Annotated in this window: 11 protein-coding genes; 5 read left to right on the top strand and 6 right to left on the bottom strand. The window is 68.1% G+C overall.

What is annotated here, in order from left to right:
• Window positions 1-976, top strand: a 976-nt coding sequence (locus tag AC1DBQ_RS17680) for an amino acid--tRNA ligase-related protein (RefSeq protein WP_476929757.1), incomplete at its 5' end; no start/stop codon positions are given.
• Window positions 977-1095: 119 nt separating this feature from the next.
• On the top strand, window positions 1096-1986 hold the full coding sequence (locus AC1DBQ_RS17685) for a GNAT family N-acetyltransferase (protein WP_476929758.1): 891 nt from the start codon (window positions 1096-1098) through the stop codon (window positions 1984-1986).
• Between the two features lie 90 nt (window positions 1987-2076).
• Here the strand turns inward: AC1DBQ_RS17685 and AC1DBQ_RS17690 are convergent, their stop codons facing one another.
• The 6 genes from AC1DBQ_RS17690 to AC1DBQ_RS17715 form a co-directional block, all read right to left on the bottom strand.
• Window positions 2077-2292, bottom strand: coding sequence for a hypothetical protein (locus AC1DBQ_RS17690; protein WP_476929759.1), 216 nt, complete (start codon window positions 2290-2292; stop codon window positions 2077-2079).
• Between the two features lie 37 nt (window positions 2293-2329).
• Window positions 2330-3727, bottom strand: coding sequence for an MFS transporter (locus AC1DBQ_RS17695; RefSeq protein WP_476929760.1), 1398 nt, complete (start codon window positions 3725-3727; stop codon window positions 2330-2332).
• Window positions 3728-3738: 11 nt separating this feature from the next.
• Window positions 3739-4068 carry a Dabb family protein gene (locus AC1DBQ_RS17700; protein ID WP_476929761.1) on the bottom strand — a complete coding sequence of 110 codons (330 nt, stop codon included), beginning with the start codon at window positions 4066-4068 and terminating at the stop codon, window positions 3739-3741.
• Between the two features lies 1 nt (window position 4069).
• Window positions 4070-5758 (bottom strand): 4-oxocyclohexanecarboxylate 2-dehydrogenase, encoded by a 1689-nt coding sequence (gene chcC1, locus AC1DBQ_RS17705; protein WP_476929762.1) that lies wholly within the window; start codon window positions 5756-5758, stop codon window positions 4070-4072.
• A gap of 37 nt (window positions 5759-5795) precedes the next feature.
• A complete protein-coding gene (locus AC1DBQ_RS17710; protein WP_476929763.1) occupies window positions 5796-6557 on the bottom strand; it encodes an SDR family NAD(P)-dependent oxidoreductase in 762 nt (253 codons plus the stop codon).
• A gap of 120 nt (window positions 6558-6677) precedes the next feature.
• Window positions 6678-7463: an IclR family transcriptional regulator gene (locus tag AC1DBQ_RS17715; protein ID WP_476929764.1), complete on the bottom strand. Its 786-nt coding sequence runs from the start codon at window positions 7461-7463 to the stop codon at window positions 6678-6680.
• Between the two features lie 132 nt (window positions 7464-7595).
• Between AC1DBQ_RS17715 and chcC2 the strand changes: the two genes are divergently transcribed.
• From chcC2 to AC1DBQ_RS17730, 3 genes are all read left to right on the top strand, one after another.
• Window positions 7596-9323 carry a 4-oxocyclohex-2-ene-1-carboxylate 5-dehydrogenase gene (gene chcC2 / locus AC1DBQ_RS17720; protein ID WP_476929765.1) on the top strand — a complete coding sequence of 576 codons (1728 nt, stop codon included), beginning with the start codon at window positions 7596-7598 and terminating at the stop codon, window positions 9321-9323.
• Between the two features lie 21 nt (window positions 9324-9344).
• Window positions 9345-10118, top strand: a complete 774-nt coding sequence (locus tag AC1DBQ_RS17725; RefSeq protein WP_476929766.1) for an IclR family transcriptional regulator — start codon at window positions 9345-9347, stop codon at window positions 10116-10118.
• Window positions 10119-10589: 471 nt separating this feature from the next.
• The coding region (locus AC1DBQ_RS17730; protein ID WP_476929767.1) for a DUF222 domain-containing protein at window positions 10590-11685 on the top strand (1096 nt) is incomplete at its 3' end.

Genomic DNA, 11685 nt, shown 5'->3' on the forward strand with positions numbered 1-11685 from the left:
CCACGACGCCATGGCCCGCTTTGGCTCGGACAAGCCGGACCTGCGCTTCGGCCAGGAGCTCACCGAGCTGACCGAATTCTTCAAGGACACCAACTTCGGCGTCTTCAAGGCGCCCTATGTGGGTGCCGTCGTCATGCCCGGCGGCGCCTCCCAGGCCCGCCGCGCCCTCGACGCCTGGCAGGAATGGGCCAAGCAGCGCGGTGCCAAGGGCCTGGCGTACGTCCTGTACAAGGAAGACGGCGAACTCGCCGGTCCCGTGGCCAAGAACCTCACTGACACCGAGCGTGCGGGCCTCGCCGACGCCGTTGGCGCCAAGCCCGGTGACTGCATCTTCTTCKCCGCCGGCGAGAAGACCCCGTCCCGTGCCCTCCTGGGCGCGGCCCGCGTGGAGATCGGCCACCGCACCGGCCTGATCAACCCGTCCGACTGGGCCTTCTGCTGGGTCGTGGACGCGCCGATGTTCGAGCCGGCCGCCGCCGCTGTCGCGTCCGGTGACGTCGCCGTCGGAGCCGGCAAATGGACCGCCGTGCACCACGCGTTCACGTCGCCCAAGCCGGAGTTCATGGACACCTTCGACCAGGATCCCGAGTCGGCACTGTCCTACGCCTACGACATCGTCTGCAACGGCAACGAAATTGGCGGCGGCTCGATCCGTATCCACGAGCGCGATGTCCAGGAACGGGTCTTCGAACTCATGGGCCTGGATAAGCAAGACGCCCAGACGAAGTTCGGCTTCCTGCTCGAGGGCTTCAAGTTCGGCGCCCCTCCGCACGGCGGCATCGCCTTCGGCTGGGACCGCGTTGTGGCCCTGCTGGCCGGCGTGGAGTCCATCCGCGACGTCATCGCCTTCCCGAAGTCCGGCGGCGGCTTCGACCCGCTGACGCAGGCGCCCGCTCCCATCACGGCGCAGCAGCGCAAGGAAGCCGGCGTGGACTTCAAGCCCGAGGCCAAGAAGGCCCCCGAGGCGAAGAACTAGCCGTCTAGCAAAGCATGAACAGCAGGGGCTCCCCGGGAAACCGGGGAGCCCCTGCTGTCTGCACAGGTGCCTGCACTCTGCACAGTTGCCCCTACATTCGTTCCGGACGGAGAACCTCGATGGACCAGAGCCCGAACCCCGCACAGAACCCCGCATCGAACACCGCATCGAACACCGCATCGAACCCCGCACAGATCGCGCCGGGGATCCCGGCAGCGATTCCCGGGCTGGAGGCGCTGATGGATGCCGCGTGGCCCGCCGCCGAATGCGAGGAGTCTGGCGGGTGGGTGCTGCGGGCCGCGTCCGGCGTGACTCAGCGGGCGAACTCGGTCTGGACGCGGGACCCCGGCGAGKACCCGCACCGGTTGATCGCCAGGCTCCGGGAGGCGCGTTTGTGGTATCGGGACCGGCGCCTTCCGCTGATTTTTCAAAGTTTTGACAGCCCGCGCCATGGGACTCTCAACGCGGTGCTCGACGCCGAAGGGTTCACCCGGCAGTCCGAAACCCTGGTCCTGGTACGTCCGTCCGGGACGGTGCCCGGCGGGGGCTCCGCCGGCCCGGACCCGGCCGTGGAAATCACCCCTGAACCCACTGGCGACTGGCTGGATCTGTGGTRGAGCGTCGACGGCCGCGGCGGGTCGGCCGAGCTCGCCGTCGCCCGCGGCATCCTCGAGGGCTGCCCGGCCGTCTACGCCCTGGTGCGGGACGACGACGGGGTGCCGGCCGCCGTCGCGCGGCTCGCCATGCCCGGGAATGCGCCCGCCGGGCCGGCCTGGGGCGGCCTGTACTGCATGGCGACGCGCCCGGACGCGCGGCGACGCGGCTATGGCGGCCGGATCGTCCGGGCCCTGCTGAGCGAAGGCGACGCCCGCGGGCTGGAGGGTTACTGGCTGTTGGTGATGGCGTCCAACGCCGGTGCCCGGGACCTGTACGCAGAAGCAGGCTTCCGCGAAGCCTGCCGGTACCTCTACCGGCAGGAACGGCCGAAGCGTCACCTGACTGGMTGCTGAAACGGCGCCTGCGGCACCCGAACGGATCGGGGCGGCAGGCGCCGTCGGGCAGTGCGGAGCCGCAGGGCGCTCTACAAGGTCTTTCGTTTCCTACATGTCTTCCGTGTCATAGTGCAGGCCGAGCCACGGCGAGGCACTCAGTTCACCGGTGGAGGGCCGAGGCGTGGCCGGCGGTTCCCCGGTGCCTGCGGCAGGGACCAGGCACCCTGCGGATCCGTACATGCCGGACCCCTGCGGCCCCAGGATCCGGGTCCCGGCCACGTGGATTGGCCAGTGGTGGGGTAACGCGCTGTGACGTCTGGACATGGTTCTCCTTCGGGTGATGGCGCGGAGTGGTGGCGGTTCAGGGACGCTGCAGGGCCGGCCGGGCCTGCTGCTCGGCGGGATCCTCCCCGGCAAGCAGTTCCCGGCGGCGGGCAGTCCCGGCCAGGTAGGGGCCGCCCAGGTCCTGGATGGGGGTCTTGTACGTCTCGMGGGAGAAGTACACGGAGACGGCGGCGATCAGCATGCAGACCGTGGCGAAGACTGCCACGGGAACCCACCCGGTGATGCCGGGGGTGAGCAGCATGCCGGCGATCATCGGGGCGAAACCGGCCAGGACCAGGCMCAGCTGGTTGCCCATCGCCATGCCCGTGTAGCGCACCGGGGCGGCGAACTGCTCGGCAAAGAACGAGGGCCAGATGCCGTTGAAGCCGGAGTACAGCACCGTCATGTTCAGGAGAGCTGCCAGGAACACCAGCACGATATTGCCTKAGGACAGGGCCAGGAAGTACAGGAAGATCGTGATCGAGCAGCCGATCGCGGCAGTCAGCAGCAGCGGGCGCCGGCCGATCCGGTCCGAGAGCCTCGCGGCCAGCGGCATGGCGAACATCGACAAGCCGATGGCGACGGCGTTGACGGTCAGGATGGAGGCCCGGTCAAACCCGGCGGTGGAGGTGGCGTAGGCCAGCCCGAAGACGGTGAAGATGGTCTGCATGACGGACATGATGGACATGCCCATCACGCGGAGCACATCGGGGCCCTGGAACTTCAGCACGTCCTTGACCGGCATCGGGGCGACCTGCCGGTGTTCCTGGGCCTCCTCGAAGACCGGGGTCTCGTCCAGGTGGGTCCGCACCCAGTACGCGATGGCCAGGACCACGATGGAGAGCCAGAACGGGATGCGCCAGCCCCAGCTCATCATCGCTTCCTGCGGCATGGACGTGACCGGGATGAAGACGAGGGTGGCGAGCACCATGCCGGAGGCGTAGCCGGTCATCACAAAGCTGGTGAAGAACCCGCGCCTGCCCTCCGGGGAGTGTTCCAGCGTGAGCGTGGACGCGCCCGCCGATTCAGCCCCGGCGGAGAAACCCTGCGCGAGCCGCCCGGCCACCAGCAGGATCGGCGCCCAGATGCCCACCTGCTCGTAGCTTGGCAGGAAGCCGATGCCGAGCGAGGCCAGGCCCATGATGCCCAGGGTGAGCAGCAGGATCTTCTTGCGCCCCAGTTTGTCGCCGAAGTGGCCCATGACGAGTCCGCCCACCGGCCGYGCCACGTACGCGACGCCGAAGGTGGCGAACGCACCGATCAGGCCGATGGCGGGGTCGGCGGCGGGGAAGAACAGGTGCGGGAACACCAGGGCCGCGGCGGTCCCGTAGATGAAGAAGTCGTAGTACTCCAGGGTGCTGCCCAGGAAGGACGCCAGGGCTGCCTTCCGCGGTGTTTTTCGCGCGGTMAGGCGTGGAGCGGGTGCAGTGTGCATGGGGATCTCCTTTAAGACGACGGTGTCTTAGTGGCAGCCGGCTGGGTATCCCCGAGGTGGAAGTCCACCGAGAGGATTTGCTGGCTGTTGGGGAATGAATAGGCCTTGAGCGGTTCGTGTAGCGGATGGGTGTTGTACACCGCGATGTCCTCGACCTTTTCGAAGTCCRCCACGATGGCGTAGTCGAAGGAGCGCTCTGTGCTGAGCACATCCGGGCCGTGGGTCAGGCTGAGCATGCCGGGGATATTCCCGGTCATCTTGTTGAGTCCGGTGATCCAGGCCTGTTTGTCGGCRGGCGGGAAGTCCGGCTTGAACTTGAAGAGGACGGTGTGGCGGATCATCTCAKGCCTCCACCAGTTCAGCGGCTGCGTCAGCGGTGGCCGTGGTGCGGGCCGTCGGGGCGAAGCCGGGGTCCTGGCCGGCGATGGTGCGGCCGGCGAGGTAGCCMATGGTMATGATCGGGCCKAGGGTGGCGCCGGCGCCGGGGTAGCCGGCGGCGTAGGCGTTTTCGGTCGTGTTGCCGGCGGCGTAGAGACCCTCGATGGGGCGGTTGTCCACGTCCAGGACGCGGGCGCGGCCGTCCGTGGCGACGCCGCCGTTGGTTCCGAAGGCGCCGTTCACTACCTCCATGGCGTAGAACGGTCCGGTCTGGAGGGGACCCAGGGACGGGTTCGGGTACGGGTTGTCGCCGTCGCCCCAGTATTTGTCGTACGCGCTTTCGCCGCGGCCGAAGTCGGGATCCTCGCCCTTGACGGCGAACTCGTTGAACCGCGCCACAGTCGCCGTCAGGTTTCCGGCGGGAACGCCGATTCTTGCCGCGAGTTCCTCCAGTGTTGCCGCTTCGATCAGGTAGCCGGGAGTGGGCTGGCCGGCCCGGTGCGCCAGGATGCCGTAACGCTCCATGTAGGCGTGGTCGACGATCACGTGTGCCGGGGTGTTGAGGGTCTGGTTCCKGGGGGAGTCCCAGGACTGCAGGCTCCGGGCGAGGTCGTTGTAGTTCTGGGATTCGTTGGCGAAGCGGCGGCCGTGGCGGTTGACCATCAAGGATCCGGGGCCCTGGCGCTCGAAGCGGAGCAGGGTGCCGATTGGCTGCCCGTCCCGGGTGTCGCCCGTGACCGACATCGKGGCCCACCAGGCTTCCCGGGTGCCGCGGGTCTGGCCGCCGATCCGCTGGGCCATCCGCAAGCCGTCGCCGGTGTTCGAGGGCGGAGAGCACATCGTGTAGAGCCGCGAGGCGAGCATCGAGTCGGCCAGTGCCTTGTCCCATTCGAAGCCGCCGGTGGCCAGCACCACGCCGTCGTTCGCCTGGAAGACGTCGCCGGTTTCGAGTTCGACGCCGGTCACCCGKCCGCCGTCGGTGAGCAGGCGGTGTCCGCGGGCCCCGGTGACGAGGGCTGCGCCGTCGCGGACCAGACTCGCCAGGAGCATGGATACGAGGGCCTGGCCCTTGGCCACGAAACCGTCGGCCTGCCGCCGGTTCAGTTCGTCCCAGGGAAACTTGGTGAAGGCGCCCCAGTTTTCGTATTCCTGCATGGTGAACGGGGCGCGGCCGTCGGTGCGGACGTGTGGGGTGAGCGCGTCCAGGGCTTCCCTGCTGTTGAAGAGTTCGGGCTCCACCGTGCGGCCCCCCTCGACAGCGCCGGGCAGGTCCTGGCGGTAGTCCGGGAAGTTGTTCAGGAAGATGAAGCGGACGCCGCATTCCTCTTCCACGAAGTGGAGCATCTGGTCCCCGTACTCCAAGGCGGCGTTCAGGAGTTCCTCCCGTCCGCGGCCGCGGGCCACTGCCCGCACATATTTGGCGGCAGCTTCCTTGGAATCGGTGATGCCGGCTTCGCGGGCGTGGTGGTTGTCGGCCACCCAGAGCATGCCGCCGGAGACGGCCGAGGTGCCGCCCAACAGGACGCTCTTTTCCAGGACGACGACGGACTTGCCGGCACGGGCGGCGGTGGCCGCCGCGGTGAGGGCGCCGGCGCCGGAGCCGACGACGACGACGTCGTAGCGGTCCGACGCGGTTCCATGGACGAATTTCATGGGTGTTGCCTTTCAGGATGGGAAGAGTATGCGGCCGTCAGACGGCGGTGTAGCCGCCGTCGATCACGAGCTCGGAACCGGTGGTGAACCGGGACTCGTCGGAGGCCAGGTAGAGCACGCCGTAGGCGATTTCGTCCGGTTCGCCCTGCCGCGGGAGCGGGTTTGAGCCGACGAGCTGCTTGTAATAGGCCTCRGGGCCGATGTCGGACTGCTCGGCGGAGCGGCGGCTCATGCGGGTATTCATGGACCCGGGGTGGATGGAATTGACCCGGATGCCGTGGCTTCCGTAGGCCGCCGCGTCGGATTTGCTCAGCAGCCGGACGGCGCCCTTGGTGGCGTGGTAGAGCGGCACGTTCCGGCCGCCCGTGATGCCGTGGATGGACGAGAAGTTGATGATGCTGCCGGCGCCCTTCTCKATCATGCCGGGGACCACGTGTTTGGTCATCAGCCAGACGCCCTTGACGTTGACGTTGAAGATCGTGTCGAAGTCCGTCATCGATGCGGTGTGGGAGGCACCGGCCGGGCCGATGATGCCGGCCGCGTTGACCAGGATGTCCGGGGCGCCKAGTTCGTCCGTCACCCGGCGGATCGCGTCAGCGACGCTGTCCTCGCTGGTGACGTCGACGTCGTACTGGCTGATGTTTTCGTGGGTGGCGGCGGACGGAATGCCCGCAACGTCCAGGCTGGCGACCTTCGCGCCGTGCTCGGCGAGCAGGGCGGCGGTGGCGCTGCCCAAATCTCCGCGGCCACCGGTGACGACGGCGGTCTTCCCGGCCACGCGGCTCTGTGTGGGGTTCATGTGCTGCTCCTCGTACTCCTGCAGCATCTTCGCTGCGTCTAAGCCAGAGTGGCAGGGTAGTTGTGACGGCAACCACACGATTGCCGATGAACGGCAAAAGTCTGACCGGAAAACCGTGGTTCAGTKACTTTGGCGGAGGGTGCCCTTGAGCTCGCCGCGCCAGCCCAGGGCCCGTGAGATGCCCCGCGCGGCAGCCATCAGCACGGGGACGCGGGCGGCTGCGTTCTCCTCGTTGCGCGGCACCACCACGCTGAGGGCGGCGCGGATGGTGTTCTCGGGGCCGAAGACGGGGACGGCGATGCCGCTGGACTCGGGCACGATCACGCCGGGCATGGCCGCGAAGCCGCGCTGCCTGATCTCGGCCAGGTGGCGGCGCAGCAGGGCGGGATCGGTCAGGGTGGTTTCGGTGTACTTTGTCAGCGGGCGGGCCAGGATGGTGTCCTGGTAGGCGGCGGAGGAGTGGGCAAGGAGGACCAGCCCGGACGACGTCGCGTGGACGGGGAGGCGGCCGGCGATCTTGGTGATGTCCACGATTGTCTTGTCGGAGCCCAKCCGCTMGATGTACAGAACCTCATCCGAATCAAGGATTCCCAGGGTGGTGGAGTGCTGCACCACTGCCTGGACGTCCTCCATGAACGGCAGGGCGGCCTCCCGCAGCCCCAGCATCTTGGATCCGCGGGAGACGAGCTCCCACATCCGGGTGCCGATGTGGATGTCACCGCCGGGCTCGCGTTCGAGGAGCCGTTCGAGCAGCAGATCGTTGACCAGTCGGTAGGTCGTCGTCACCGGAAGCCMGGTCCGGCGCCCCAGTTCCGCGACGCTCATGGAGGTGTGGCCGTCGTCGAACGCGCTTACGATCTTCACAAAGCGTCCGATGATCGACTCGCCCGATGCGGAATTCGCCATTGAACCTCCTCAGGATTCCCGCTCAATGGTAATCGTCCTCGCGGTGATCCGCGTCACCGGCTCTACTGGGGGTCTAGCATTCCAACCCGGCTGCCGCAGCGAAGCGTGCGGCCGACTGAACGGAGCAAAACCATGAGCAAACCCGTCCTCTGTGATGTCCTCGTCATTGGCTCCGGTGTGGCCGGAATGGCCGCAGCGTTGAAAGCCGCCTCGCAAGGACTGAACGTGATCGTGGCCGAGAAGGAACAGTACTTCGGCGGCACGACGGCGATCTCCGCCGGTTGGGCGTGGGTCCCCGGCAACAAGCAGGGCGTGGAGCAGGGGGACACCCGGGAGGAAGCCGAGACCTACCTGAGGAACCTGGCCCCGGAGACTTTCAATAAGGCCGGCGTCCGTGACTTCCTGGACACCGTGCCGGAAGCCATCTCCTTCTTCGAGAACGAGACCGAGGTGAAGTTCACCTACCCGGAGAAGTCGCCGGACTACAAGATGGACCTGCCGGGCGCAAAGCTCTCGGGCCGGGCCATTCTGCCGCAGGATGTTGACGCGCGCGTGCTGGGGGACAAGCGACTCCTCATGCAGCCGTACATGAGTTCCTACACCGTGTTCGGCTACATGCCGCAGGTCGGMCCGGATATCAACGAGTTCTTCCACGTGAACCAGTCGGTCAGTTCGTTCGTGTATGTGGCTAAGAAGCTGCTGCGCACCTGGGCCGACGCCGCCCGCTACAAGCGACCCGTCCTGCGCTCCAACGGCAACGCACTGATGACCCGCATRGTCAAGAGCGCCGATGACCTGGGCGTGCGCCTGTGGAAGTCTTCGCCGGCCCTCTCCCTGACCCGCGACGACGACGGAACCATCACCGGGGCGGTCATCGGCGGTGAGCATGCCGCCACAGTGACGGCGCGGCTCGGCGTCATCCTCGCCGCCGGCGGCTTCTCCGGCAACAAGGAACTGCGGCAGCAGTACTTCCCGCACGACGCCGACGGCGAGGACCACTTCACCCCGACCGTGGGCCACGGCGGTGACGCCGCCACCCTGGCGATMAGCGCCGGCGGCCACATCGACAATTCGGTATTCAGCGTCGGGTCCTGGGCGCCGGTCACGGTATTCAAATACCTCAACGGCAAGCAGCGCCTCTTCCCGCACCTGCGCGCCATCGGACTGCCGGGGCTGATCGCCGTCGACMGCCACGGCAAGCGGTTCGGGAACGAAGCCCTGAGTTACCACGACTTCGGCGGCACCATGATCGAGCACAATAAGGGCCAGGACAAGACGTTCGGGTACGTGATCGGGGATGCGAAGACGATKCACAAATACGGCATCGGTTACGCCAAGCCCTGGCCGATGCCGCGCGGGTACTTCTACAAGACCGGGTACCTGGTCAAGGGCGCCACCTTGGAGGAACTGGCCGGCAAGCTCGGCATCGACGCCGCGGGTCTGAAGGCGACGGTGGCTGACTTCAACCCGGCGGCGGAGCGCGGCGAGGACCCGTACTTTGGCCGGGGTTCCACGCTCTACAACCACTTCCGCGGGGACATGGAGCACAAGCCGAACCCGAACCTGGCCCCGGTKGGCAAGGGACCGTACTATGCCGCCAAGATTCAGATGGGCGACCTCGGCACCTTCGCCGGGATTGGCGTCAACGAACGCTCCGAGGTGGTCACTGACGAGGGKACTGCCATTCCCGGCCTGATCGCCGTCGGTGCGGCAGCGGTCAGCGTCTTCGGCGGCGGCTACCCGGGCTACGGCTCGCACATTGGGCCGGCCCTCGTGTTTGGTTACCGGGCGGGCCGCGACATCGCGAAGTTCTCCGCGGTCCGGGGTGTGGAGCGTGCGGCCACCGTGGAAGCCGGCTAGGGCGCAGGGCCGGAGGCGTCCGTGGCGAACTCACCCACCGGTGAATCKGTCATCAGCCGCGTCGTGCGGCTCATGAGCGCGTTCGACCGCGACCTTCCCACCATGACGCTCTCCGGCCTTGCCCGCCGCGCAGACCTGCCCCTGACCACCACCCACCGGCTCGTGGACGATCTAGTGCTGCACGGCCTGATCGAGCGGCTGGCGGACGGGAACCTGCGTTCGGGGATGCGAATGTGGGAGCTGGCAGMACGGGGATCGCGTGCGMTGAATSTTCGTGAGCTGGCCTTGCCTTTCATGGAGGATGTCCAGGCGGCCGTGCACCAGCACACCACGCTGGCGGTGCTGGACCACGGGACCGTGCTCTACGTGGAGCGGCTGTCCTCGCCCCAATCCAGCCTGGACGCCGCCCATATCGCCCAGAGGATGCCGATTCATGGCGCCTCGTCCGGCCTGGTGCTGCTGGCCTTCGCGCCAGCTGCCGTCCAGGACGATGTGCTTTCGCGCCCACTGCCGGCGGTGACCGCGGAGACCATTACTGACCCGGCCCTCATCCGGAGACACCTGGCTGACATCAGGCAGCGCGGTTACGTTGCCCTGCCGGGCATCGGCGTAACGGAGTGGACGGGCATCGCTGTGCCMGTCTTCGGTCCGGACAACGCCGTCGCCGCCGCGCTCAATGCCATCGTTCCGCGGCAGGAAGCCGCCGTGCCCCTCACCGTCCCGGCGCTCCTGACCGCAKCACACGGGATCTCCCGTGCACTGAAGGCCTCCGGCCCTGGTCCGCGACGGGGCTGAGGGCGTGTCTGTGGACGTGTAAGTGAGCGGCGGTGGGCGGCGGTCTCCCGGGCCTGTGGGCCCCCGTCAGGCRCCGTCTCCTAATTCGCGGGCTGCAATGTGCCCCAGGAGCCGGGCCGTGATGGCAAAGGCAATCAGGAACGAACAAAKAGCAAACGATGCGCCGATTGCAAGAAGTGCCGCCAGTTCACCGCCGCTGGTTAGCAGAACAGCGGCGGCCAGTATGGCCGATGCTGAGCACGCACCCCAGCCAGCTGCCCAGGCTTGAGCCTTGATGGACGGGAAGGGCGAGTTCCACGCTTGCACGAACAGGCCTACAGCAGACCCGGTTGCAGGCACCACGGCGGCCACGGCGCCGGTCAGAAAGGCGTCGCGGCAGACCAGGCGTMAGTGCCTGAGTCACGCCGCAACACAACCAATTCCATCATTATTGTCAGTGCCCCTTCATAGACTTGGGGTAYGAAAAGCAGGGTGGCTTGGAGCGGGGACAGCGGGGCGGCGGTGGAGGCCGTTGCTGCGTCTGTGGCTGTGCTGGCTGCCTTGCTCGGGTCCGGCGCCGGCGCGGACCGCTCTGATTCGGCCGCCGCCGATGCCCAGCGGGATGCCAATGACTTGCGGGATGCTGATGCCCTCCGGGACGCTGATCCGTTGCGGGATCTGGCGGACGGGTTGCTGGACGKGTTGGCTGAGGTGTCCCGGTTGGAGGCCCGGACGGCGGCGCTGAAGGTTCAGCTGGCCGCCGACTACGCGCGGGCGGTCAGGTTCCTGGCCCCGCCGGCGGGCTCCGGGCGGGACCGTGCCGTCCAGGAGATGGCCCTGGTCGCCGAGGTGGCCTGTGTCCTGACCGTGAGCGAACGCACCGCCGGGGCGCTGTTGTCCGAGGCCCGGGCCTTGACGACCGGGCTGCCGCTGACCTGGGCGGCGTTGCGGGCCGGGACKATTTCCTGGCAGCACGCCCGGATCCTCGTCGAGGAAACCAGCGGCCTGGATTCTGCCGGGGCGGCCTCGCTGGAGGGGCATTTCCTGGACCCGGCCGCCCCCGGGGCGGCCCGGGGCTGTGCGGCCGGGGAGCTCGTGCGGTCCCGGTTCCGGGCCAAGGCCCGTCGCTGGCGCGAACGCCACCATCCGGAGAGCATCGAGGCACGCCACAGCGTAAGCGTCGCGGACCGGCGGGTCGAGTTTGTCCCGGACCGGGACGGCATGGCCTGGCTCTCGGCCCGGCTCCCGGCCGAGACCGCGGCCKGGATCTGGGAACGGACCACCGCCGCCGCCCGMGCCCTGCAGGGCCCGGCCGAGACCCGGACCCTGACCCAGCTGCGCGCCGACATCGCCGCGACCTGGCTCCTCACCAACGGCACCGGCGGAACAGTCGACGGCGGCCCCAGCGGACTTGCCGCCGGCGGGACGGCCGACGGCGGGACAGCCGACGTCGGAATGGTTCACTGCGGACCCGATGGGGTTGGGGGTGTTCCGGTGCCGCGGGCGCAGGTCCTGGTCACCGTGCCGGTCCTGTCGCTGCTGGGCCTCACGGACGAGCCGGCCGTCCTGGACGGGTACGGTCCGATCC

This window comes from Arthrobacter sp. 10T413_2 (assembly GCF_056394205.1).